The following is a 22,860-nucleotide window of genomic DNA, read 5'->3' as shown; positions in this document are numbered from 1 at the left end:
GAATAGAAAAAAGCACGACAGGAGTAAGGAGAAAATATGTACAATTTTGCACTTGCATTCGTTATCTGCGCAGCCGCGTTCATCATCGGTGAAGTGGTTTCCACCCTGACCAAGGCATGGATTCCCTCGGTATTTGTCACGGCAGTGGTGATGCTGGTCGGGTACTGGACTGTGCTCCCCACCACCCTGGTCAGCGACAGTATGCTGATCCCCTTCGGCAGTACCATCGGCATCTACCTGCTGATTACCCACATGGGCACGGTGATCAGCCTCAAGCAGCTGAAAGAACAGTGGAAGACCATTGTGGTATGCCTGATGGGTCTTGCCGGTATGTGCGGTCTTTCTCTGCTGGTGGCTCCGTTGATCATGGAGCGCGAGCTGGTCATTGCCGGTCTGCCTCCGCTGACCGGCGGCATTGTGGCCGCCACGCTCATGCGTGACGCTGCTGCCGCGGCCGGTTTCCAGAAGGCTGCCGTGTTTGCCATCACCATGTACTGCATTCAGGGCTTTGCGGGGTATCCCATCACCGCTGTCTGCCTTCAGGCAGAGGGCAAGCGCCTGCTGAAAGAGTACCGCGGCGGCGAGACGGTCATGACCGATTCCGACAGAGCCGCCGTAAAGGCAGCGGAGGCCGCCACCTCTGCGTCTGCTGCAAAAAAGAAGCTGATTCCCCCCATCCCGCAGAAATTTGATTCCGCTGTTGTGGTTCTGATCAAGCTGGCCCTCGTGGGCTGGCTGGCCACCCAGCTTGGCGGCATCGTCTTCCCCGGCATCGGCAAAATCAGCGGCGCAATCTGGGCGCTGGTTTTGGGTATCCTTTTCACCACCATCGGCTTTTTGGATGCCAACTCGCTGAATAAAGCCAATTCCTATGGAATTATGATGTTCGCGCTGATGATGTATGTGTTTGACGGACTGAAGGACTGCACACCCGATATGCTGAAGGCCATCATTTTCCCCATGGTCGCCCTGATTGTGGTGGGCGTTGTGGGCATGGCAATCATGTCCTTTATCGTGGCCAAGGTGCTGCGGATGTCCTTCCCTATGGCGTTTGCCAACGGACTGACGGCGTTGTACGGGTTCCCCTGCGACGCGATCATCACCGAGTCCACCTGCACGGCGCTTTCTCAGACCCCCGAGGAGAAGGAGTATCTGATGAGCAGAATGTTCCCGTCTATGATTGTGGGCGGCTTTGTCACAGTGACCATTACATCAGTCTTTATTGCCGGCGTGTTTGCAACTATGTTTTAATAAAAAGGAGTGCTGAAAGTTGAACCTCAAAGAAGCTGCCGCAAAATACGGCGATTACCTCATTGAGATGCGGCGCTGTTTCCACGCGCATCCCGAAGTCAGCGGAAAAGAGTATGAAACCAGCAAACGGATTAAGGCGGAACTGGATAAGTTTGGGATTGCCTGGCGCCCCTGCGGTCTGGAGACGGGAATCCTGGCCACCATTCAGGGCGGAAAACCCGGAAAGACCATCCTGCTGCGGGGCGACATGGATGCGCTGACCGTTCAGGAGGAAACCGAGCTGCCCTTTGCCAGCGAGGTTTCCGGCGTGATGCACGCCTGCGGCCATGACTGCCATATCTCAACGCTGCTGACAGCGGCGCGCGTGCTCAATGACATCAAAGCGGACCTGTGCGGGACTGTCCGTCTGGCGTTTCAGCCGGCGGAGGAAACAGCGCAGGGTGCAAAATCCATGATTGAGAACGGTGCGCTGGAAGGTGTGGACGGCTGCTTCGGCATTCATGTATGGTCGAACGTGCCCGCCGGACGGGTGGCGCTGGCCCCGGGACCCCGGATGGCCGCCGCCGATCAGTTCAGCATTGATATCAAGGGGAAGGGCGGCCATGCCTCCGCGCCCCATCAGTGTGTGGATGCCGCTGTGGTTGCCAGCGCGATGGTGAACAATTTGCAGAGCATCGTCAGCCGCGAAGTGGACCCCGGCGACCCCGCCGTTTTGACAGTGGGACGCATAGAAGCGGGCACCCGCTGGAATGTGGTTGCGGAGTACGGAAGACTGGAGGGCACCACCCGCTATTTCTCCCGGGACCTGTATCAGCGCTTCCCAGAGATGATGGAGCGGGTCGTGACCCAGACTGCGCAGACGTTCCGCGCTGAGGCGAAGCTGAATTATGACCGCATTGTTCCTCCCGCCATCAACGACGACCAAATGACCGAGGTGGCGATCGGTGCCGCGCGCAAGGCGATTTCTGCCGACGCAGTGATTGCCATTGACCGCATCACCGGGGGTGAGGATTTCGCCTATTTCATGGAGAAGGTCCCCGGCGCCATCGCTCTGATGGGCGTTGGAAATGAGGCCTGCGGCGCCGTGTGGCCCCAGCACTCCGGAAAATACCGGGTGGATGAGAGTGCGCTGATTAACAGTGTGCTGCTCTACGCGCAGGTTGCTGCGGATTTTAACGCGGGCTGATCCTGCATTTTTCCTCCGCCCCTGCGAATTTACAAGAAACAAGGCCCTGATGCTTTGGCATCAGGGCCTTGTTTTGCGTTTCAACTGCTTCTCAAACGGGGCTTCGCACCTGCTGCGCTGTCTTAAATCAGCCGCGCCCGCCGCGTGAGTGCAATATCTGTAACGGAGCCGGGGGTTTTCAAATATCGCAGGGTATGATAGGATACTGTGTAAAAAAAGAGAAGCTGCCGGGACGCAAGGGGGAAAACGGGCCATGAACAAAACTCTGCTCTATCTCATCTATTTTGCGGCGTATTCCGCGATCTTGCTGGTGATCGGCAAAAGCAGCCTTAGGGACAGCGACAGCGTTGGAAAGTTTTTTATGTGCGACCGGCGGCTGCCCTTGTGGCGGTGCGTCTGCACTTTTGTGGGAACGTGGGTTTCGGCGGCCAGCATTCTCAGTCTGACCGGCTCGGTGTATGAAAGCGGGCTGTCCGCGCTGATGTTCTCGGTGGTCCCCTGGTTTTTGGGGGCGCTGCTGATGATACACGTCAGCGGGAAGCTGTATGCCACCGGCGTCACCACGGTGCCGGAGCTGTTTCGCGTCCGATATGGGTCCAAGGGGCTTCAGGCGGCGTTCGGCGCGCTGCTGGCGGCGGTGTATGTGCTATATCTGGTGATTCAGATCAAAGGCTTCGGCATTGTGGCCTCCACGCTGTTTGGCATCCCGTACAGCCTGTCTATCCTGCTGGTGTATCTGTTTATTTTGTACACGTCCTTCGGCGGCTATCAGTCGGTGACCCGCAGCGACGCATTCAACCTGATTCTCATGATTGTGGGATTGGGTGTTCTTTTGGTAATTGTCGTGGCCCGGGTGGGAAGTCTGGGCGGAATTTACTCCGGCGCGGCGGGCGTGACGGGATACGCCCATGCGGGAATGGAATATGCCACCGAGGCAGGGGACCTTCTGCGGCCCTTCGGGCAGGGGGACTTTGCGCCGTTGATGAGCATCAGCATGTTTTTCGGCTGGGGGCTGGGTCTGGCGGTAAATCCCCAATATGCCGTGCGAATTCTGGCCTCGCGGGACGCCCGCTCCGCCCGGCGGATGATCTGGATTTCTCTGGCGCTGCTGGCGGGAATTTATTTTACGCTCAGCAGTATCGGTCTTGGTATGCGGGTGCTGATTCCCACGGTGAATGAGACGTTATCCACCGACGAGATTCTTACCTATATTCTTAATAACGACCTTTACAGCACGTGGAGCGGATTTTTGCTGTTTGCCATAATCGGTGCGTGCGTTTCCACTGCGAACTCCCAGCTGCTGCTGATCGCGTCCAGCTGCTCCTGCGATATCGTGGGGGCGCTGTGGCCCAGACCGCTCAAGGAGAGCACGCTGGTCAGCCTCAGCCGTGGGGCGGTGATGGCGGGGGGAACGCTGTCGCTGCTGTTGGCCCTGTCGCCGCCGGCCTCCCTTTTGACATATGGAGGGGATGTGTGGGGCGTATTCAGTGTGACGCTGCTGGCCCCGGTGTTTGGGACCCTTCTGTGGAAGAGCACCACCCGGACAGGCGTTTGCGCCGCGCTGGGAGCCGGGCTTCTGGCGCTGGCGGTATTCTATCCGCTTTACTATGAGGGGCTGCTTCCTGTGCATCCCGCCCTGCCGGGAACGCTGATCTCCGCCGGGGCACTGTGGCTGGGGTCCGTGCTGAGCCGGAAAAGGGAGGCGGAAGTATGAAGTTGAGACGTTCACTGACCATTGAGAATAAGATTCTCATGGCGGTGGTGGGGATCTGCGTCCTCTCTGTGCTGTGCTTCGGCTTTTTGATGCTCCGGGAGGGGTATACGAGTAAGCTGACACAGGAGCGGGAAAAGGGGGAGGAGCTGCTGGCCTATATCAGCTGGGACATCCGCCAGTTTGGAGACAATGTGGGACAGGACGCGATTCTCGCCGGCTGCGCCGCTCTTGAAAACGACGGACTTGTCATTCTGGATGGCAGGGGTGCCCGTCTGTTGGGAACGGAACAGGGAGCTGCCCTGGTGGAGGAGGGAAGTGTTTTGGCCGAGCAGCGGGACAATGGGTTTGGCTGGAGACTTTGCTATACGCTGGATGAAGCGGCGTTTCAAAGCGGCCTTGTGGAGGAGCAGAAATACGCCATTCTTGCCACCATTGCGCTGCTGATTATTACGATCCAAGTGGGTGTCTTCGTGTCTTACGGGATTTCAGAGCCGGTGCGGCGGCTGGCAGCGGCCTGCGCAGCCATCGGAGAACGGCCCCAGGAGGCGTCGCCGGAGTTGATTCCCACAGATGTGGGCGGCGCGGAAACGCGGCAGCTGGCGGATGCGTTCCGCAGAATGCTGGAAGAATTGCGGCGGTACAACGCGGCGCTGGCGGAGCAGAAAGCACTGAACGAAAATATTGTGCAGAATCTGCCGCTGGGCGTGGTGGCCTATGGTGCGGACGGGCAGGTGCTGTGCGTCAACGACCGGGCCAGCGCCATGCTGGCGAATGAGACGTTTTTTGCCGCCGGGCAGACGCTGCGCCTGGTGCTGGAGCGCCGTCTTACGCAGGCCAGCGTCCCCCTTGAGGCAATTCGGCTGGAGAACGGCAGGGGAGATGTGCGGGTCTACCAGATAGGAGTCTGGCGGCTTGGGCGGGGGAGCCTTGAAACGCAGCCCGGGACGCTTTGCACGATTGACGACGTGACCTATGACAAGATCATGGAAGAAAAGGTGGGCGAGAGCGAGAAACTGGCCTATATCGGAAAGCTGGCCGCCATGCTGGCCCATGAGATACGCAATCCTCTGGCGGGCATCCGCGCCTCGATTCAGGTGGTGGGCCGGGGACTGGAGCGGGAGCGGGACCGGACCCTGTGCACCAGCGTCATCAAAGAGGTGGACCGCATCAATGAACTGATTGGGGACCTTTTGAATCTGTCCCGCAAGCGGGAAAGCCACAAGGCCGTGGTGGAGCTGAAGCCGCTGCTGGGCGAGGTGGCCATGCTATACTCCAAGCTGGCCGGCAACCACGGCGTCACGATGGAAACCACGGCGGAGCCCGGCCTTGCGATTTATGCCGACGAGGCGGAACTCAAGCAGGTTTTGATAAATCTTGTGAGCAACGGACTGAAAGCCGTGGGGCAGGGGGGACGCATTGCCCTGCGGGCGCAGGGCGGCCCCGGGGAGGTCCTTTTGTCGGTGACGGACGACGGCGCGGGCATGGATCGCGAAAAGCTGCGCTCTGTGGAAAGGGGCATTGCCTCGGGCGGAACCGGACGATACGGCCTTGCCATTGTCAGTCGTCTGCTGGAGCAAAATGGCGGGGAAATGAAAATTCTCAGCAGTCCCGGCGGCGGGACGTGCATTGAAATGCGGTTTCGCCGGACGGATACAGGGGAAAAGGAGACGCTATGAAAGAACGGGTATTGGTCATCGACGATGAAAGTCTTATCCGCATTTCTCTGGAGGCGGGCCTGTCGGACATGGGCTATGAAGTTGCCACAGCGGGGACAATCGCCCAGGGCCTTGCCGCGGCGGAGCGGATGCGGCCAAACGTGATATTGCTGGATAATCGCTTGGAAGGGGATGTGGGGACGGACTATATCGAGGCGCTCCGACATCTTGACGAGGAAGTGCGCATCATCATGATCACCGCTTACGGGACGGTTGCGCAGGCCGTGGAGGCCATCCGCCGGGGGGCCTATGATTTTGTGCAAAAGCCCTTTGATCTGGACGAGCTGAACCTGATCATTCGCCGCAGTCTGGACGAACTGAAAAAAGACCGCAGCCTGAAGGCTGTGAAGGGCAAGCAGCGGGAGCTGATTGGAAACAGCCCCGCCACGGAGGAAATCCGGTCCCAGATCCGGCTGTTGGCGAGAAATGACAACGTAGACCTGCTGATTCGGGGCGAAACCGGCACCGGCAAGGAGGTGGTGGTGAACATGATCCATTACACCTCCGCCCGGCAGGCGGGCCCCATGGTGAAAATCAATTGCAGCGCTATTCCGGAAAACCTTTTGGAGGCGGAGCTGTTCGGCTATGAAAAGGGAGCGTTTACCGGGGCGGTGAAGACCAAAAAGGGCCTGTTTGAGCTGGCGCATGGCGGCACGGTGTTTCTCGACGAAATTGGGGAGATGCCTCTTGCCATGCAGGCAAAGCTCCTGACCTTTCTGGAGGACCGCTGCTTTAAGCGGGTGGGTGGACTGACGGATATTCCCGTGGATGTGCGGGTGGTTGCCGCCACCAACCGCCGGCTGGAGGATGAGATTGCCAAGGGGACCTTTCGGGAGGATTTGTTCTACCGGCTCAATGTCATGCAGATATTTATCCCGCCCCTGCGGGAACGGGTGGAGGATATTCCCGTCATCGCGGATTATTACCTGCGGCACTTCAATCAGAAATTTTCCAAGGAGATTGAAGCCATTGACCTGGCCTATCTGGGCGAAATGCGCCGCTATTATTGGAAGGGCAATGTGCGCGAGCTGAGAAACGTTTTGGAGCGGGAGGTGCTGTTTTGTGAGGGAAAGACCCTTCGGGGCGCGCCTTTGGCCGCTTTTGGCGGAGGAGGCGCCCCTTTGGGAGTAAAGGACCTTTCCTTGGGACCGATTGATCTGGAAGCCGAGACCGTGGCATTTCAACGGGCGTATATCCGCCGGGCACTGGCTCTGAGCGGGGAGAACAGCACCGCGGCGGCGGAGCTGCTGGGTATCAGCCGGTTTACGCTGAAGCGCCGGATGGAGGATGAAGACGTGCGGAATTGAACATCCGGCCGTGCAGAATCGCACGTCCGCTTAGGAAAATGGTTTATTTTCCTAAGCGGACGTGTTTTTTTGTAAAAAAATCAGAGACTATGAATGTGAAAATCACAAAAAGCAACTAGCGAAACTGTAAAATACAAACAATTATTTCGCGCCATAAGCGGAAATGATGTGCGTTTGTAATAAAAACTTGAAGGCTTGGTATGGAACTTGCTGCTAAGTATGACAGGTACATCTGGAATGGTGCCCTTGGGGCAAAAAAGGAAGGAGCTACAATTATGAATCTGGTGGATCTGAACAGCGATCTGGGAGAGAGCTTCGGTGCGTACACCATCGGTTTGGACAGCGAGGTGATTCAGCACGTATCGTCGGTCAACGTGGCCTGCGGCTATCATGCGGGGGACCCTCTGGTCATGGCGCAGACCGTGGCCATGGCGAAAGAGGCGGGTGTGGCCATCGGCGCGCATCCGGGGTTTCCGGACCTGATGGGCTTTGGCCGGCGAAACATGGTGTGCTCGCCCAAGGAGGCCAAGGCCTATGTCCAGTATCAGATGGGTGCTTTGTTGGCGTTCACCGCCGCGGCGGGGGTAAAGCTTCAGCATGTGAAGCCCCACGGTGCGCTTTACAATATGGCGGGCAAGGACATGGAACTGGCGTCCGCCATCGCGCAGGGCATCGCGGAGGTAGACAGGGACGTGATTCTGCTGGGTCTTGCCGGAAGCAAAATGATTGAGGCGGGCCGGGCCGCAGGACTGCGGGTGGCCAGCGAGGTGTTTGCGGACCGCGCCTACCAGGCGGACGGTTCTCTGGTTCCCCGCAAGCAGCCCGGCGCGGTAATCCACGATAAGGACGAGGCCATTCGCCGTACGGTGCGCATGGTGATGGAGGGAAAGGTCACTGCCATTACAGGCGAGGAGGTTTCCATCTCCGCCGATTCCATCTGTGTACACGGCGACAACCCCTCCGCTGTGGAATTTGTAAAAAACATCCGTGCCGCTATGGAGGCGCAGGGCGTGAAAATCGCCCCCATCGCCGCCATTGTTTAATCGCGTGCCACAAATATAATAAAAGTGAGGAAATCCCGATGAGTGCGAACGAGACGACAAAGAATAGATCTGTTTTGCTGGGCGCCGCGTTTTTAATGGCGACTTCTGCCATCGGCCCCGGATTTTTGACCCAGACCTCAAAATTTACCGCACAATATGGTCCCGTACTGATTCTCGTTATTTTGCTGGCAATCCTGATGGATATTACCGCACAAATGAACATCTGGTCTATTGTCAGCGTGTCCAAGATGCGGGCACAGGACGTGGCAAACAAGGTGCTTCCCGGCCTGGGCGTCGTCCTTGCTGTTTTGGTGGCAATCGGCGGATTGGCATTCAACGTGGGCAACGTGGGCGGCGTGGCGCTGGGCTTCAACGCCATGTTCGGCTTGAATGAAAAGGTGGGCGCCGTGATCGCAGGCTGCCTTGGCATCATCATCTTTGTCAACAAAAATGCCAAGACCATCATGGATAAGGTTGCCACGCTTCTGGCTGCCATCATTCTGGTCACTGTGCTGGTGGTGGCGGTGATCTCTCAGCCGCCTCTGGGCGTGGTTGCGTCCAGCCTGACCAAGTTCAATGAAATCCCCTCCATGTTTGTGGCGCTGACCACCCTGCTGGGCGGCTCCTGCGGCGGCTACATTGCTTTTTCCGGCGCACACCGGCTGCTGGACGCGGGCATTTCCGGTCCTGAAAATGTGAAGCATGTGCGCAAGAGTGTGCTTCAGGGCTGCGGAACCTCCGGAACCGTGCGTATTTTGCTGTTCCTGGCCGTGCTGGGCACCTGCATGATCGGCTCCCAGTGGAATGCCGCCAATGCCGACACCATTATCAACGCAGCAAACCCCGCCGCCGAGGCGTTCCGCCTGTCCGCCGGCAATTTGGGCTATCGGCTGTTCGGCCTGTGCCTGTTCTCCGCCGGCGTCTCCTCCGTGGTGGGCGCGGCGTTCACCTCAGTCTCCTTCCTCAAGACGCTGCACCCTTTCATCAACAAGTATGAGCGCCAGTTCGTGGTGGGCTTCATCACCTTTTCCACGCTGATGATGGTGCTGGTTGGCAACGCCGCCCAGCTTTTGATTATTGCGGGTGCGTTCAATGGCCTGATTCTGCCGGTCAGTCTGGGCGTAATGCTGCTGGCGTGCCGCAATAAGAAAATCGTAGGCGATGACTACAAGCATCCTACATGGATGATTGCGTTGGGTATCATTGTGGTCTGCATCTCTCTCTACGCCGGAGTGAAAGCCGTTCCCGGCATTTTGAAGCTTTTCGCCTGATAAAAGGCGTATCATACGCTGGGCGCGGCGGTGTCGCGCCCAGCGGAAAGGAACAAGTATGGACGAAGTGAGATTTTTAAATGCCGGAGATACGGCTGTGACCGTGGAATTTGGCAATGAGATCAGCGTGGCGATTAACAGCCGCATTCGGGCGTTTAACATTGCCCTGCTGGAAAGCGGCATTTCAGGCATCGTGGAGACGGTTCCCACCTATCGGTCCCTGATGGTGCATTATGATCCGGGCGTCATTCGCTATGCCGCACTGGAACAGAAGCTGAAGGGACTGCTGGGCGGTCTGGACAAGGTGCGGATTCCTCCCAGCGAGGTGCTGGAAATTCCCGTGCTGTATGGTGGGGAGGAAGGGCCGGATCTTCCGTTTGTGGCGGAGCAGGGAGGCAGGTCCGTGGACGAGGTGATCGCCATTCATAGCGCGCCGGAATACCTGATCTACATGCTGGGCTTTACGCCGGGCTTCACGTATCTGGGCGGCATGGACGACACCATCGCCACGCCCCGGCTGAAAACACCCCGGGTCAAAATTCCCGCAGGCAGCGTGGGCATCGCCGGGGCGCAAACCGGAGTATATCCCATCGACTCTCCGGGAGGCTGGCAGTTGATCGGGCGGACCCCGGTGCGGATGTACGCGCCGGAGCGTGAAAAACCGATTTTGCCGGAGGCGGGCCAGTATATGAAGTTTTACCCCATTGATCGGGCGGAATATGATAGAATTGCGGAGCAGGAGGCCGCCGGGACTTATGTCTGCAAGCGTCACTCCAGAGAGGAGCGTGCGGAATGAGTATCACGGTTTTGCATCCCGGTATGCTGACAACCGTTCAGGATCAGGGACGGACGGGGTATCAGCAGTTTGGCGTGCCGGTTTCCGGGGCAGTGGATCCCCGTTCCGCCGCCGTAGCCAATATTTTGGCGGGTAATGAAGAGGGAGAAGCTATTCTGGAGTGTACCATTATGGGCCCCCAGCTCCGCTTCGACCAGCCCGCGGTGATCGCCGTCACCGGTGCGGACCTGGGCCCGACGCTGGACGGCGTTCCTATGGATAACTACCGGGCCGTTCAGGTGGGCGCTGGGCAGGTGCTGCGCTTTACCGGTCCCAAATCCGGTTGCCGGGCATTTATCGCCGTCGCGGGGGGACTGGATATTCCTCAGGTGATGGGGAGCCGATCGACTTATATGAAAGCGGGAATCGGCGGCTTCCATGGCAGAAAGCTGGAAAAGGAAGACGTGCTTGGCCTTCGTGCACCGGAGAAGGGGCCAAAATCACTGGCCACCCGTGCCATCGCGCCGGAGTTCCGCGCGCGGACGGAATACACGCTTCGGGTGGTTCCGGGACCGCAGGACGATGCGTTTACCTCTGCGGGGATGGAGACGTTTCTCACGGGCGTTTATAGCGTCACAGCCGAGTTTGACCGAATGGGCTGCCGACTGGAGGGCCCGGAGATTGCCCATGAATCCTCCGGAGACATCATCTCCGATGGCATCGCGTTCGGCGCCATTCAGGTGCCCTCTTCGGGGCAGCCCATCGTCATGCTTTCCGACCGGCAGACCACCGGCGGCTACACCAAGATTGCCAACGTAATTTCTGCGGATTTTCGCATTCTGGGCCAGCTAAAGAGCGGAGATAAGGTCCGTTTTGAAAAGATATCGTTGTCCGCCGCACAGGAGGCGTTGCTTGCCCAGCGGGCATCGCTGCGGCTGCTGCGGCATGTGCTGGACAACTGAAGAAAACAGGCGCTGACATAAAAAAGGAGGAGCATCAATGTCATTTGATATTACGCCTTATATTGACCTTTCTCCCGCAGTGGTGCGGGAAAAGATCCGCGCCGGGAAAATCGACTTTCCAACTGCCGGTATGTGCCGGGGCTATGCGCAGGCCAACCTTGTAATCCTGCCGCCGGACTATGCGGCGGATTTCAGGGAGTATGCCCGGCGCAACCCGTTTCCCTGCCCGATATTGGAGGTGATCGAGGGTACGCCCGGGACCCATGCCATGGGAGAGGGCGGCGACATTACCACCGACATTCCCCGTTACCGCATCTATCGCGGCGGCGTGTTCACGGAAGAGCTCACGGATGTGTCCGCCTATTGGGAGGACGGCTATGTGGGATTTTTGATCGGCTGCTCCTTTTCTTTTGAAGAGGCGCTGCTTTCTGCGGGAATCGAGGTGCGGCATATTACGCAGGGCTGCAATGTGCCCATGTACAAAACGAACATTGCAACAGTGCAGGCCGGACCGTTTTACGGACCCATGGTCTGCTCTATGCGTCCTATGTCGCCGGAGCACGCCGAAATTGCCAGGGCCATTACGGAGAAAATGCCCAATGTCCACGGAGCGCCTGTCCATATGGGCGATCCCGCGCAGATCGGAATTCAGGATATTATGAAGCCGGATTACGGGGACCCCGTGGAGATAAAGCCCGGCGAAATCCCTGTGTTCTGGCCCTGCGGCGTGACGCCGCAGGCGGCGGTGGAGCATGCAAAGCCGCCCATCGTCATTACCCATGCGCCGGGGCATATGTTTATCACCGACGTGAAAAACGCAGAGCTGAATGACTATCTGGAGGCACAGAAACAGATATGATGCAAAGCCGCCGCCCGCTTTTGCGGGCGGCGGCTTTATTCTGGGAGCATTTGCGGCTGCCCTTTTTGCCGGTTCAGAGCGTGCCCGAATGCAGATTAAAACTTGCCCCTCCGGATGAGTTGTGGTACAATGGAAAACGCATGTTTTAGAACGATTTTGGAGGAATTGGCATTGTTTTTGCGGTTTATATCAGATTTGAAAAATGAGTTTCGGGGATACGGTTCCACAGGCCTGATGCAGGACGCAATGGCCGGACTGACGGCCTGCGCGGTGGCGCTGCCCTTGGCCTTGGCATTTGGCGTCAGCTCCGGCGCCACGGCGGCCGCGGGCCTTGTCACGGCCATTATTGCGGGTGTGGTGATTGCCGCGCTGGGGGGCGCATCCTATCAAATATCCGGACCTACCGGTGCCATGAGCGCCGTGCTGATTGGCATTGTGGGAACCCATGGTTTGCAGGGCGTATTTTTGGCCAGCTTTGCCGCGGGAGTACTGCTGCTGATTGCGGGGATTTTCCGAATGGGCCGCCTGATCTCGTTTATCCCAATGCCCGTGGTCATGGGATTTACCTCCGGAATTGCAATCATTATTGCCATGGGGCAGATTGATAATTTTTTTGGAACTGTTTCGCAGGGAAGTTCCAATCTGGAAAAACTGGCTTCTTATGGAGGGCTGGGTTTTTCCCCCAATTGGCAGGCTGTGGCGGTGAGTGTGCTGGTGGTGGCGGTGATGCTGCTCTGGCCTAAGAAATGGGGTGCAAAGGTGCCCGGCTCTCTGGCGGGAATTGTTGTGGCGGCTGTGGTGTCTGTTGCGTTTGGCATGGACAGCTTGACAACGGTGGGCGACATTCCGCGGTCGTTGCTGCTGAGCGACCGCCTGACGCTTGACGGTGACAGCCTTGGGATGCTGGCAAACTTGAGCTCGCCGATTGTCACCATTGCAGCGCTGGGAATGATTGAAAGCCTGCTGTGCGGCGCGTCCGCCGCCCGGATGAAAAACGAGACGTTCAATGCCGATCAGGAATTGATTGCACAGGGTGTTGGAAACATGCTGCTGCCCCTGTTTGGCGGCGTGCCGGCCACGGCGGCCATCGCCCGCACCAGCGTGGCGGTGAAGTCCGGACAGCAAACCAGACTTACCAGCGTGTTTCACTCCCTGTTCCTGCTGGGGTCCATGCTGTTGCTGGGCGGCGTCATGGCAAAGCTGCCGCTGGCGGCGCTGGCGGGCGTATTGATGGTCACGGCATGGCGCATGAACGACTGGGACGGAATCCGGTACATCTTTTCGCACCGCTTTAAGTCCGGGATCAGTCAGTTTTTCGTGACGATGCTGGCCACTGTGGTCTTTGATCTGACCATGGCAATTTTGCTAGGTGTGCTGTACTCCGTTATTTTGTATATGTCCCGTGTCAGCCATATCTCCGTCAGCTTTTCTGCGATTGACGCAAATCGGCTGCGGGATGTGCCGGATGAAAAAGCCGCTGTTTGGGAGACTTCCGGCGTGGCCTATGTGACCGGTTCTTTGTTTTTTGGCGCGGTGGATGAATTTAATCGCTGCATCAGAGAAATGCCCGCATATGATCATGTTATTTTGTCTCTGCGGGGGATGCCCAGTGTGGATGTGTCGGGCGTTCAGACGATGTTGGAGCTTTGCCAGAGCATGAAGGAAGAGGGAAGGACAGTGGCCTTTTGCGGCATGACGCACTCTGTGCGCACCTATTTTGACCGGGCGGGAATCACCGCATTGCTGGGAGAGTCCGCTTATTATTGGAGCGCCGACCTTGCAATCCTTGATCTTTTGAAGAAGGAGCTGAAGTAGCAGGAACAGGCGGCATCAGTCGAGTGAGCAGATAAAGACTGCACCCCAATCGTCAGACAGCATGATATGCTGCATAACGGTTGGGGTGCTTTTTTGAATGGAATTATGATAATCCGTTCCGCAGGAGCCTTGGCTCCTGCGGAACGGATTGTTCTTTGCGGACTTAAAGGCCCTGCCGCTTGGCGCAGCCCCAGGGGGGAAAAATCACTTCCAATAGTCCAGTTGGCTGACGTCTATACAGATATCAGCGGCTTGGAAGACGGGATTCACGCCCTCTCTCTTCTGCGCCACATAGTCCCGGCAGGCATTGACCGCCATCTTGCCAGAGTGCGAGCGCCGGATAACCTGCGTATTTAGAAGGAAAACCCGACAAGCAAAGTCTGGCCGCAATGGCTTTCGCAATCTCCGCTGCTTTGAAAATGGTTAGACAGATAAGTCAGCACATGCGGCAAACAAATGCAAAAATGCAGATAAAAAGAGGGGGACCTATCGCAAGCCTTGGGCTTGCGACAGGTCCGGTCTTTTGTGTGTAAAACAAGATTGAGAAAGGGAGGGGGCGTAGCTGATTCAAATAGCCTTACTGCATGGACTCCAAGATGGCGTCCGCCAGCGTTTCCAGTTCAAATGCCTTATCCTCGTGCAGGGAGGAGGCCATGCTCACGCGCTCGTTCAGCACGGTCATGTTCTTCATTTCCTCGTCGAGGAACTTCTGCATCAGATCGCCGGACTTGATAGCCCAGGACCCGTTCTCCATAATGGCCACGGTGCGGTTTTGCACGTTCAGCGCCTTCATATCCATGAGAAGATTGTGCATCGCCGGATAAATTCCGAGGTTATACGTCACCGAGGCCAGCACCAGGTGACTGTACTTAAAGGTTTCTGAGATAAGCTGGGAGACGTCGGTGGAGGATACGTCATAGATGGCGACTTTCGTCATGCCCTTGTCGCACAGCCGCGCGGCCAGTGCCTGCGCGGCGGACTCCGTGTTGCCGTACATGGAGGCGTATACAATCATCACGCCCTTTTCCTCCGGCTCATAGCGGCTCCAGGTGTCGTACTTCTGGATAAAATACATCAGGTCCTTGCGCCACACCGGCCCATGGAGCGGGCAGATGTATTTGATCTGGCTCAAAATGCCCCCGGCCTTTTTCAGGATGAGCTGAATGTGGGGGCCGTATTTTCCAACAATGTTGGTCAAATACCGGCGGGCATCGTCCAGCCAGTCCCGGTCAAAGTCCACCTCGTCGGCAAACAGCTTTCCGTCCAACGCGCCGAAGGTTCCAAACGCGTCGGCGGAGAAGAGCACGCCGTCGGTGGTGTCAAAGGTCACCATGACCTCCGGCCAGTGGACCATGGGGGCAAACACAAATGTAACCACATGCTTCCCAAAGCTGAAGGTGTCACCTTCCTTCACCTCAACGATCGCATGTTCGTCCACGGGGAATTTGAACTGGCGCATCATCATGAAAGCTTTTTCGTTGCTAATAATCACCACATTGGGCCACCGGAGCAAAATCTCCTCGATGGAGCCTGCGTGGTCCGGCTCCAGATGGTTGATGACCAGATAATCCAGCGGGCGGCCCGCCAAAACGTGCTCCATGTTTTCCAGAAGCTGACGGCAGCCGGACCAGTCCACGGTGTCAAACAGGGCGGTCTTTTCGTCCAGCAAAAGATAGGAGTTATAGGAAACACCTCTGGGAATGGGATATGCATTTTCAAACAGAGCAAGGCGATGGTCGTTGGCCCCTACCCAGTACACATCCTCAGTCACATTTCTTACACTATACATATTTTTTTCCTCCCTTCGGTTTTACGCCTGAATAAATTGGTCCTTGGACTCGGCACACTCGGGGCATGCCCAGTCTTCCGGCAGATCCTTAAACTGCGTGCCCGGCGCGATCTCGCTTTCCGCGTCGCCAAGCTCGGGTACATATTCATAGCCGCAGCCGCTGCATACATAGCTGGGGCCGATGGGCTCCGGCTTGGGCATGCGGGGGCGCTTCATCTTCACCATGGGAGGGGCGAGCTGCTTGTCGCCGGTGTCCAGCGCGGCGGTGAGCAGGGGCAGAATTTCATTCACGTCGCCCACGATGCCGTAGTCGCAGTTCTTAAAAATCGGGGCGTTGCCGTTTTTATTGACCGCCACGATGATTCCGGCGTCCTTAATGCCCTTGAGATGCTGGCTGGCCCCGGAAATGCCGCAGGCAATATATAGGTTGCCGGTAAATTTCTGGCCGGACATACCCACATAGCGGTTGAGCGGCAGATACTTCAGCGTTTCAGCCACGGGGCGGGAGGAGCCGATTGCCGCGCCTGCGGCCTTGGCCAGATTCTCGACCAGAAGCATGTTTTCCTTGTCTCCGATGCCTTTGCCCGCGGAAACCACACGCTCGGCCTGCACGATGGGCGCATCCAGAGGAATCCCCACCGTAAAGTCAAAACCGTCCTTTTTCAGTGCGTCCACCAACGCGGAAACCTGCTCCGTGGCGACCCCGTCCCGGAAAATCTGCTTTTTCCGGATTCCGGTGATGGGCGCGGGCTTTTTGGACCGGCTGGAGGAGGCGCTTTCCTCCTTGGGCGGCTTGCCCAGAATGTGGGAGGCGATGACCACCCGCTGAATCTCGTTGGTGCCCTCGTAGATGGTGGTGATTTTCGCGTCGCGGTACATCCGCTCAACCTCCATGCCCTTGAGGTAGCCGCTGCCGCCGAAAATCTGGAGCGCGTCGTTGGTGACCTCCAATGCAATGTCGGAGGCATACTGCTTGGCCATGGCGGATTCCATGCCGAAGGGTTCGTGGTTCTCCTTCAGCTCTGCCGCCGAATAGACCAGGAACCGCGCCGTGCGCAGCTTGGTCGCCATGTCCGCGATTTTGAAGGAAATGGCCTGCTGGAAGCCGATGGGCTTACCGAACTGGACGCGCTCTTTGGCGTAGCTCACCGCCTGTTCGAACGCACCCTGCGCAATGCCCAACGCCTGCGCCGCAATGCCGATGCGTCCGCCGTCCAGCGTGGCCATGGCGATTTTAAAGCCCTCGCCCTCCTTGCCCAGCAGATTTTCCTTGGGGACCTTCACGTCGTTGAAAATCAGCTCTGCGGTGGAGGAGGACCGAATGCCCATTTTGTCGTAGTGGTCGCCAAATTCAAAGCCCTTCCAGCCCTTTTCCACGATAAAGGCGGAGATGCCTTTTACGCCGATGTCGGGGGTGGTCACTGCGAACACCACATATGTATCGGCCTTGGGCGCGTTGGTGATAAAAATTTTTCCGCCGTTCAGCTGGTAGTGGTCGCCCTTATCCACCGCCGTGGTTTCCGTTCCGCCCGCGTCGGAGCCTGCGTTTTGCTCGGTCAGGCCAAACGCGCCGATTTTCTCTCCCTTACACAGCGGAACGAGATATTTTTTCTTCTGTTCCTCGGTGCCAAATCCGAAGATGGGCCAGGTGCCCAGGGACGTGTGCGCCGACAGAATGACGCCGGAGCCGCCGTCGACCCGGGACAGCTCCTCCACCGCGACGGCATAGCTGATCATGTCCAGACCCGCTCCGCCATACTCTTTCGGGAAGGGAATCCCCATCAACCCCATTTTTCCCAGAGTTGCCACCGCTTCATCGGGGAACTGGTTTTCCTTGTCCATGAGGAAGGCGAGGGGCTTAATCTCTTCTTCCGCAAACGCGCGGACCTTGGCGCGAAGCTTTTCCTGCTGCTGCGTGGTCGTGAATAACATACTGCTTCCCCCTTTTTAATTGACCGCTATATTTGACAAAATATATCCACTTTAAGTGCAAAAAATGATTACCCGTCGAATAAAATTTCGTGAAGGCTATGGGCCTCCAGTTCCTGATCCAGCTTTTTCTGGATGGAGGTTAAATTGATATGCGCGCGGCAGACGGTATCTCCGTGCGCCTTACACCAAAGGCACTGATAGTTCGGATTCATACAGGGGCTGATAAAGGAATCCTCTTCCATGACCTGCATCAGCCGGAAAAGAGACACCTGCTCCAGCTTGGCCGCCAAAATATAGCCGCCATCCGCTCCGCGCAAAATTCGGACAATCCCGCCTTTTTCAAGCTTTTTTAAAATCTTATAGGCAAACTGCTGAGGAATTTGTTCTCCCTGCGCCAGCTGCGCCGCAGTGGCCCGCTCCTCGTCCGCAAGTACCCGCAAAATCCGCAGAGCGTAATCCGTTTCCTTTGTCAGAAGCAATGTTTCATCTCCTTTGCGTCTTCCACTCTACTATTGTGGATATAAATTGTCAAGTATATTCTGGGAGAAATTTAAACTTTTTTTGTACATATTAATTAACAAAAGAATTTGGTGCTTACGTATAATTAGAGTAAATTGCAAAAGGGGCAGATGAACATGCAGATTTGCAGCAATCAGGGGCGAACCGTCTCCCTTAAAGGAGACGGCCCCCGCGGTCCGGTGTAAGATCGCAAATCCGTCTCATGAAAGACAGCGAATTCCCGCGTCGGGCTGCCTCCCGCGTTTGGCGTACATAACCGCCCCGCGTTTTGCATAGGATGGAGCAACGCAAGGCGGGGAGTGTTGCTTTTTGAAGGGAAACATGGAGGAGCGGGCCGAGCAACTGGCCCAGTACATCATAGAAAACCGAGCGACGGTCCGCGCCGCCGCCGGAAAATTCGGAATCTCCAAATCCACCGTACATAAGGACATTACCGAGCGGCTGCCCAGAATGAATCCGGCGCTGGCGGCGCAGGCGCGGCAGGTGCTGGACGTGAACAAACAGGAGCGCCATATCCGAGGCGGAATTGCCACCAAGGAAAAATATCTCCACGGGCATCGGTGACGGGGGCGAAAGCCGCCCGGTAACCGGCACAGTTTAGAACTGGAGGGAGCTTTGATGGAAAATAAATTCGATCGGGGTCGGAGCGCGGCTGCCTCCCCCGCCCCGGAAGCGGGCGTCGGCGAACCGGAGGTCCGTCGGTGGGTTCACCCTATTCCGCAGCCCGGCGGCCCGGCGCTCCCGGAGTCCACGATGCATTATATCTGCTGTGCCCTCAGCTACCAGAACGAGCTGCTCAGCGAAATCAAGGTGCTGCTGGAGCAGTTCTGCAGGGAAGGGACCGCTGATTCGCCGCCCGGCGATCAGCCCCCGGAATGAACTGCGAAAAACGAAATTCGGCGCCTTTACGCACAAGGTACAAAGGTACAGGCGCAGCACAACGGGCCAGCCGGCAGGCTGGCCCGTTGTGCTTTTGGAAGATTGGATGAAAAGAAGTTTTGTCTCTTGCAAGTATTATAATAACGGCAATATGTTAACCGAAAAAGCAAGGATTGTTACAAAAGTATGAAATCTTCTGCTGGCAATTAAAAATAAATAAGGCGTTTGAATTTGCGCGTCAGGAGGCGTATGATAGCGAAGAGAACTTTGTGAAAAGAGGAAAGACCGATGCAATTTTTAAAGAAAAATGGGCCGGGGTTGCTGCTGTGTCTGGTGATCGCGGCGCCGTCGTGGCTGCTGGGCAGGCGGTTTCCCGTGGTGGGCGGGGCAGTGATCGCCATTCTGGCGGGAATGGTGATCGCGCTTTTCCTGCAAAGCAGGGGGCATTTGGAAAGTGGAATTAAGTTTGCCTCAAAAAAAATTCTTCAGTGGGCGGTGATCCTGCTGGGCTTTGGGATGAATCTGCGGGTGGTGATTGAGACGGGGAAGCAGTCCCTGCCCATCATCCTGTGCACGATTGCAACCTCTCTTGCGATTGCCGCCGCGCTGCACCGGGTGCTTCGCATTCCGGGGAATATTTCCACGCTGGTGGGGGTGGGCTCCTCCATCTGCGGCGGCAGTGCCATCGCTGCCACCGCCCCCGTGATTGATGCAGACGATGGGGAGGTGGCGCAGGCCATCTCGGTAATTTTCTTTTTCAATGTGCTGGCGGCGGTGCTGTTTCCTCTCCTTGGAAATGTGCTGGGCTTTGATACCGGCTCCGGTGAGGCCTTCGGTGTGTTTGCGGGTACGGCCATCAACGATACCTCCTCCGTTACCGCCGCCGCCGCTACCTGGGACAGCATGTGGAATCTCGGCTCCGCCACGCTGGACAAGGCGGTGACCGTAAAGCTGACCAGAACCCTTGCGATCATCCCCATCACGCTGGTGCTGGCCCTGCTGCGGGCACACCGGGAAAAGGCTGCCGGGGGTACGGGGAAGGCCCTGCGGCTCCGGGAAATTTTCCCCTTCTTTATTCTCTACTTCGTGGCCGCCTCTGTCGTAACCACCGTGGCACTGCGGCTGGGCGTTCCGGCGGCGGTGTTCGGCCCGGTGAAGGAATTGAGCAAGTTTTTCATCGTGGTGGCAATGGCCGCCATCGGGCTGAACAGTAATCTCATCCAGTTGATTAAGTCCGGAGGGAAGCCCTTGGCGCTGGGAGCCTGCTGCTGGGTGGGCATCACGGTGGTCAGCCTTGTGCTGCAAAGGACTTTGGGCATCTGGTGATGCCGAACGGAAAAAGCCGCAGGCGGATTTTCGGCTTGGCGCTCCGGCTGGAGAAAATATTTTGAAGATTCAGACCGAAGAAGAGAACAGGCGGCACAGGCGTGCAGCCTGTTCTCTTTTGCGTCTTTTATAGAATGCGCGGGAGGGGACAAAAACGGAAGCCTCTATTTGCTGTGATCGCGGTCCCGGAGGGCTTGGAAAAACGAGGCCAGAAGCCCGCGGCACTCCTCGCCCAGAATCCCGCCCACCAGTGCGGGCGGGTTGGGGAAGTTTTCCATAAACAGGTTTGTCACGCCGCCGCAGGCCCCGAAAACCCCGTCCCGGGCGCCGTAAAAAACTCTGGCAATCCGGGTGTTTAAAATTGCCCCCGCGCACATGGGGCATGGCTCCAGTGTCACGTACAGGGAGCAATTTTCCAGCCTCCAGTCTCCAAGGCGGCGGTTTGCGGCGGCGATGGCGTCCATCTCCGCGTGGGCGGCGGCAAGGCCGCATTCTTCCCGCCGGTTGCGGCCCTCGCCGACAATTTCGTCCTCCCGGACGATGACGCAGCCCACCGGAACCTCTCCGGCGTCCGCGGCCTCCCGGGCCAGTGCCAGCGCCCGGCGCATAAAATCCTCGTGCTCCATGGAAACCTCCGTATAGAAATTGGAATAATTGTCCAAACTCCCCGTAAGATATAGTGCGCAAAGAAACGGGGGAGTCATATGAAAAACGTATTCTTTTCCAAGCGTCCCGTGCAGGAGTCCGAGCTGTCGGTCCTGCAAAGCGAGCTGCGCGCGGCCCAAGGCGAGCTGACTCTGGCGTATCGCCAGTTCGATCTGGCGACGGACCCGGAGCTGGTGGAATCCTGCGTCTACCAGATCAGCGCGGCCAAAGCCCGGTGCAATTACCTGATTCGCGCCATCAAGGCCCGCTGCCCTGACACGGCGGCGATGACCCGGACGGAGGAGGCCGCCACATGGACTTAAGTCATAAAATCATTCTGGGCGTGCTGGCAGTATTTCTGCTGGCGGCACTGCTGCGCATTTTCAAGGCGCCGCTGAAGCTGGCTGTCAAGCTGCTGGCCAATACCTTTCTGGGCTTTCTCGCGCTGTATCTTGCGGGGCTGACGGCCCCGTGGACCGGCATCGCCCTGGGACTGAACATCTGGAACGCTCTGGTGGTGGGGATTCTGGGCCTGCCGGGATTTGTGCTGCTGCTGCTGGTGCAGTGGATTCTCTAGCTGCTACATATAAAATCAGGCGCTTGATCAAAGACGGAGGCGGAGAAACGCCTCCGTCCTTTTTATAAAATTTAAATTGAACAAGTGATTTTGGGAGATACTAAGAGAAAAACAAAGATAATGAAAGGTATCATATATCTAAATCAGATTTGTGTTGACATTGCCGAAATAGGGTGGTATAAATAAACGTGCTTTGATTTTACCCTGATATATCAGGTTTGTAAAGAACATCAAGAATTTCATATACGGAGGAAAGAACATGTCCACTTTTATGGCCAACGCGTCCAATATTGAGCGCAAGTGGTACATCCTGGACGCCGCCGGAAAGCCCCTGGGCAAAACGGCCGTCCGAGCTGCCGACATTCTGCGCGGCAAAACCAAGACCACCTTTACCCCCCATGCCGACTGCGGTGACTTTGTCGTCATCATCAACGCTTCCAAGGCGGTGCTGACCGGCGACAAGGGCAACCAGAAGATCTACCGGAGACATTCCGGCTGGATCGGCGGCCTGAAGGAGACTCCCTATCGCATCCTGATGCAGGAGAAGCCGGAGCTTGCCATGCGCGAGGCTGTCCGGGGCATGCTGCCCAAGAACAGCGTGGGCCGCTCTTCTCTGACCCGGCTGCACATCTATGCCGGCGAAAACCATGAGCAGCAGGCACAGATGCCCGTGGCGCTCGACGCGGAATAAGGAGGAAGAACAGAATGTATCAGTCTAAGAAGCCCTATCTGTACGGCACTGGCCGGAGAAAGTCCTCCGTGGCACGCGTCCACCTGTTCCCCAACGGCACCGGCTCCATTATCATCAACGGCCGGGATATTGACGAGTATTTCGGCCTGGATACCCTGAAGATGGTGGTCCGTCAGCCGCTGGAGTCCACCTCCAACACCGGCAAGATGGACGTTGTGGCTACTGTTGCCGGCGGCGGCGTGTCCGGCCAGGCCGGCGCCCTGCGCCATGGCATTGCCCGCGCCCTGCTGCTGGCCAGCGAGGACAACCGTCCCATCCTGAAGAAGGCCGGTTTCCTGACCCGCGATCCTCGTATGAAGGAACGCAAGAAGTACGGTCTGAAAGCAGCCCGTCGCGCACCTCAGTTCTCCAAGCGTTGATTTTTCACGAAATCCCCGGAACCAAGCGGTTCCGGGGATTTTTTTATGAAAAGGACGGATGGGGATTTGTGCATGGAAAAGGTCCGGCAGAAAGGAAATCCTGGGAACAAATGCTTGACTGCGGCAAAAAGTCATGATATAATTCCATTCTGCGCGGATATTCCGCGAATTTTGCCATGCGAATG

The 22,860-nt window shown here is 57.2% G+C and carries 22 protein-coding genes; 18 read left to right on the top strand and 4 right to left on the bottom strand.

What is annotated here, in order from left to right:
* The first annotated feature begins 36 nt into the window (after nt 1-36).
* The 11 genes from ABVS15_RS02165 (at nt 37) to ABVS15_RS02115 (ending at nt 13,898) form a co-directional block, all read left to right on the top strand.
* The gene (locus tag ABVS15_RS02165; protein WP_369282130.1) at nt 37-1,251 is read left to right on the top strand and encodes a hypothetical protein; all 1,215 of its coding nucleotides are present in this window, start codon (nt 37-39) and stop codon (nt 1,249-1,251) included.
* A gap of 19 nt (nt 1,252-1,270) precedes the next feature.
* Nucleotides 1,271-2,437: a M20 family metallopeptidase gene (locus ABVS15_RS02160; protein ID WP_369282129.1), complete on the top strand. Its 1,167-nt coding sequence runs from the start codon at nt 1,271-1,273 to the stop codon at nt 2,435-2,437.
* 253 nt (nt 2,438-2,690) lie between these two features.
* Nucleotides 2,691-4,151, top strand: a complete 1,461-nt coding sequence (locus tag ABVS15_RS02155) for a sodium:solute symporter family protein (protein WP_369282128.1) — start codon at nt 2,691-2,693, stop codon at nt 4,149-4,151.
* Nucleotides 4,148-5,827 (top strand): PAS domain-containing sensor histidine kinase, encoded by a 1,680-nt coding sequence (locus ABVS15_RS02150; protein WP_369282127.1) that lies wholly within the window; start codon nt 4,148-4,150, stop codon nt 5,825-5,827. The genes ABVS15_RS02155 and ABVS15_RS02150 overlap by 4 nt, the downstream gene beginning before the upstream one ends.
* Nucleotides 5,824-7,173 carry a sigma-54-dependent transcriptional regulator gene (locus tag ABVS15_RS02145; RefSeq protein WP_369282126.1) on the top strand — a complete coding sequence of 450 codons (1,350 nt, stop codon included), beginning with the start codon at nt 5,824-5,826 and terminating at the stop codon, nt 7,171-7,173. The genes ABVS15_RS02150 and ABVS15_RS02145 overlap by 4 nt, the downstream gene beginning before the upstream one ends.
* 275 nt (nt 7,174-7,448) lie before the next feature.
* Nucleotides 7,449-8,216, top strand: a complete 768-nt coding sequence (locus ABVS15_RS02140; RefSeq protein ID WP_369282125.1) for a LamB/YcsF family protein — start codon at nt 7,449-7,451, stop codon at nt 8,214-8,216.
* 38 nt (nt 8,217-8,254) lie between these two features.
* Nucleotides 8,255-9,487 carry an NRAMP family divalent metal transporter gene (locus ABVS15_RS02135; RefSeq protein WP_369282124.1) on the top strand — a complete coding sequence of 411 codons (1,233 nt, stop codon included), beginning with the start codon at nt 8,255-8,257 and terminating at the stop codon, nt 9,485-9,487.
* A 58-nt stretch (nt 9,488-9,545) separates the two neighbouring features.
* On the top strand, nt 9,546-10,283 hold the full coding sequence (gene pxpB, locus ABVS15_RS02130; RefSeq protein ID WP_369282123.1) for a 5-oxoprolinase subunit PxpB: 738 nt from the start codon (nt 9,546-9,548) through the stop codon (nt 10,281-10,283).
* Entirely contained in the window at nt 10,280-11,224 is a 945-nt protein-coding gene (locus ABVS15_RS02125) for a biotin-dependent carboxyltransferase family protein (RefSeq protein WP_369282122.1), read from the top strand. Before pxpB ends, ABVS15_RS02125 begins: the two co-directional genes overlap by 4 nt.
* Before the next feature lie 37 nt (nt 11,225-11,261).
* Complete coding sequence (locus ABVS15_RS02120; protein ID WP_369282121.1) at nt 11,262-12,083, top strand: putative hydro-lyase; 822 nt, start codon at nt 11,262-11,264, stop codon at nt 12,081-12,083.
* A 129-nt stretch (nt 12,084-12,212) separates the two neighbouring features.
* Nucleotides 12,213-13,898 (top strand): SulP family inorganic anion transporter, encoded by a 1,686-nt coding sequence (locus ABVS15_RS02115; protein WP_369282120.1) that lies wholly within the window; start codon nt 12,213-12,215, stop codon nt 13,896-13,898.
* A 577-nt stretch (nt 13,899-14,475) separates the two neighbouring features.
* Here the strand turns inward: ABVS15_RS02115 and ABVS15_RS02110 are convergent.
* The 3 genes from ABVS15_RS02110 to ABVS15_RS02100 form a co-directional block, all read right to left on the bottom strand.
* Complete coding sequence (locus tag ABVS15_RS02110; protein ID WP_369282119.1) at nt 14,476-15,687, bottom strand: FprA family A-type flavoprotein; 1,212 nt, start codon at nt 15,685-15,687, stop codon at nt 14,476-14,478.
* A gap of 21 nt (nt 15,688-15,708) precedes the next feature.
* Nucleotides 15,709-17,619 carry an acyl-CoA dehydrogenase family protein gene (locus ABVS15_RS02105; protein ID WP_369282118.1) on the bottom strand — a complete coding sequence of 637 codons (1,911 nt, stop codon included), beginning with the start codon at nt 17,617-17,619 and terminating at the stop codon, nt 15,709-15,711.
* A gap of 68 nt (nt 17,620-17,687) precedes the next feature.
* Nucleotides 17,688-18,098, bottom strand: a complete 411-nt coding sequence (locus tag ABVS15_RS02100) for an Rrf2 family transcriptional regulator (RefSeq protein WP_369282117.1) — start codon at nt 18,096-18,098, stop codon at nt 17,688-17,690.
* Nucleotides 18,099-18,447: 349 nt separating this feature from the next.
* Here ABVS15_RS02100 and spoIIID point away from each other — a divergent pair, with 349 nt between their 5' ends.
* The 3 genes from spoIIID to ABVS15_RS02085 all read left to right on the top strand — a co-directional run bounded on the left by spoIIID (nt 18,448) and on the right by ABVS15_RS02085 (nt 20,343).
* Nucleotides 18,448-18,702, top strand: coding sequence for a sporulation transcriptional regulator SpoIIID (gene spoIIID, locus ABVS15_RS02095; RefSeq protein ID WP_369282116.1), 255 nt, complete (start codon nt 18,448-18,450; stop codon nt 18,700-18,702).
* Nucleotides 18,703-18,756: 54 nt separating this feature from the next.
* Entirely contained in the window at nt 18,757-19,017 is a 261-nt protein-coding gene (locus ABVS15_RS02090; RefSeq protein WP_369282115.1) for a hypothetical protein, read from the top strand.
* A gap of 288 nt (nt 19,018-19,305) precedes the next feature.
* Nucleotides 19,306-20,343 carry a YeiH family protein gene (locus ABVS15_RS02085; protein ID WP_369282114.1) on the top strand — a complete coding sequence of 346 codons (1,038 nt, stop codon included), beginning with the start codon at nt 19,306-19,308 and terminating at the stop codon, nt 20,341-20,343.
* Between the two features lie 164 nt (nt 20,344-20,507).
* On the opposite strand, the gene ABVS15_RS02080 is transcribed toward ABVS15_RS02085, so the two are convergent.
* The gene (locus tag ABVS15_RS02080) at nt 20,508-20,969 is read right to left on the bottom strand and encodes a nucleoside deaminase (protein ID WP_369282113.1); all 462 of its coding nucleotides are present in this window, start codon (nt 20,967-20,969) and stop codon (nt 20,508-20,510) included.
* A 78-nt stretch (nt 20,970-21,047) separates the two neighbouring features.
* On the opposite strand from ABVS15_RS02080, the gene ABVS15_RS02075 reads away from it, so the two are divergent.
* The 4 genes from ABVS15_RS02075 (at nt 21,048) to rpsI (ending at nt 22,675) form a co-directional block, all read left to right on the top strand.
* Entirely contained in the window at nt 21,048-21,311 is a 264-nt protein-coding gene (locus tag ABVS15_RS02075) for a DUF2508 family protein (RefSeq protein WP_369282112.1), read from the top strand.
* Nucleotides 21,302-21,565 (top strand): pro-sigmaK processing inhibitor BofA family protein, encoded by a 264-nt coding sequence (locus ABVS15_RS02070; RefSeq protein WP_293009529.1) that lies wholly within the window; start codon nt 21,302-21,304, stop codon nt 21,563-21,565. Before ABVS15_RS02075 ends, ABVS15_RS02070 begins: the two co-directional genes overlap by 10 nt.
* A 259-nt stretch (nt 21,566-21,824) precedes the next feature.
* On the top strand, nt 21,825-22,256 hold the full coding sequence (gene rplM / locus ABVS15_RS02065; RefSeq protein ID WP_293009528.1) for a 50S ribosomal protein L13: 432 nt from the start codon (nt 21,825-21,827) through the stop codon (nt 22,254-22,256).
* A 14-nt stretch (nt 22,257-22,270) separates the two neighbouring features.
* Nucleotides 22,271-22,675: a 30S ribosomal protein S9 gene (gene rpsI, locus ABVS15_RS02060; RefSeq protein ID WP_312614349.1), complete on the top strand. Its 405-nt coding sequence runs from the start codon at nt 22,271-22,273 to the stop codon at nt 22,673-22,675.
* The last annotated feature ends 185 nt before the right edge of the window (nt 22,676-22,860 follow it).

This window comes from Oscillibacter sp. GMB15532 (assembly GCF_041020825.1).
GTDB lineage: Bacteria > Bacillota > Clostridia > Oscillospirales > Oscillospiraceae > Oscillibacter.
This window is presented reverse-complemented; position numbering and strand designations above follow the sequence as displayed.

What these genes read in the sequence shown, in the direction of transcription:
- ABVS15_RS02165 (WP_369282130.1), top strand. Translation starts at nt 37, where the DNA reads ATGTACAATTTTGCACTTGCATTCGTTATCTGCGCAGCCGCGTTCATC.
- ABVS15_RS02155 (WP_369282128.1), top strand. Translation starts at nt 2,691, where the DNA reads ATGAACAAAACTCTGCTCTATCTCATCTATTTTGCGGCGTATTCCGCG.
- ABVS15_RS02150 (WP_369282127.1), top strand. Translation starts at nt 4,148, where the DNA reads ATGAAGTTGAGACGTTCACTGACCATTGAGAATAAGATTCTCATGGCG.
- ABVS15_RS02145 (WP_369282126.1), top strand. Translation starts at nt 5,824, where the DNA reads ATGAAAGAACGGGTATTGGTCATCGACGATGAAAGTCTTATCCGCATT.
- ABVS15_RS02140 (WP_369282125.1), top strand. Translation starts at nt 7,449, where the DNA reads ATGAATCTGGTGGATCTGAACAGCGATCTGGGAGAGAGCTTCGGTGCG.
- ABVS15_RS02135 (WP_369282124.1), top strand. Translation starts at nt 8,255, where the DNA reads ATGAGTGCGAACGAGACGACAAAGAATAGATCTGTTTTGCTGGGCGCC.
- pxpB (WP_369282123.1), top strand. Translation starts at nt 9,546, where the DNA reads ATGGACGAAGTGAGATTTTTAAATGCCGGAGATACGGCTGTGACCGTG.
- ABVS15_RS02125 (WP_369282122.1), top strand. Translation starts at nt 10,280, where the DNA reads ATGAGTATCACGGTTTTGCATCCCGGTATGCTGACAACCGTTCAGGAT.
- ABVS15_RS02120 (WP_369282121.1), top strand. Translation starts at nt 11,262, where the DNA reads ATGTCATTTGATATTACGCCTTATATTGACCTTTCTCCCGCAGTGGTG.
- ABVS15_RS02115 (WP_369282120.1), top strand. Translation starts at nt 12,213, where the DNA reads ATGGAAAACGCATGTTTTAGAACGATTTTGGAGGAATTGGCATTGTTT.
- ABVS15_RS02110 (WP_369282119.1), bottom strand. Translation starts at nt 15,687, where the DNA reads ATGTATAGTGTAAGAAATGTGACTGAGGATGTGTACTGGGTAGGGGCC.
- ABVS15_RS02105 (WP_369282118.1), bottom strand. Translation starts at nt 17,619, where the DNA reads ATGTTATTCACGACCACGCAGCAGCAGGAAAAGCTTCGCGCCAAGGTC.
- ABVS15_RS02090 (WP_369282115.1), top strand. Translation starts at nt 18,757, where the DNA reads ATGGAAAATAAATTCGATCGGGGTCGGAGCGCGGCTGCCTCCCCCGCC.
- ABVS15_RS02085 (WP_369282114.1), top strand. Translation starts at nt 19,306, where the DNA reads ATGCAATTTTTAAAGAAAAATGGGCCGGGGTTGCTGCTGTGTCTGGTG.
- ABVS15_RS02080 (WP_369282113.1), bottom strand. Translation starts at nt 20,969, where the DNA reads ATGGAGCACGAGGATTTTATGCGCCGGGCGCTGGCACTGGCCCGGGAG.
- ABVS15_RS02075 (WP_369282112.1), top strand. Translation starts at nt 21,048, where the DNA reads ATGAAAAACGTATTCTTTTCCAAGCGTCCCGTGCAGGAGTCCGAGCTG.
- ABVS15_RS02070 (WP_293009529.1), top strand. Translation starts at nt 21,302, where the DNA reads ATGGACTTAAGTCATAAAATCATTCTGGGCGTGCTGGCAGTATTTCTG.
- rplM (WP_293009528.1), top strand. Translation starts at nt 21,825, where the DNA reads ATGTCCACTTTTATGGCCAACGCGTCCAATATTGAGCGCAAGTGGTAC.
- rpsI (WP_312614349.1), top strand. Translation starts at nt 22,271, where the DNA reads ATGTATCAGTCTAAGAAGCCCTATCTGTACGGCACTGGCCGGAGAAAG.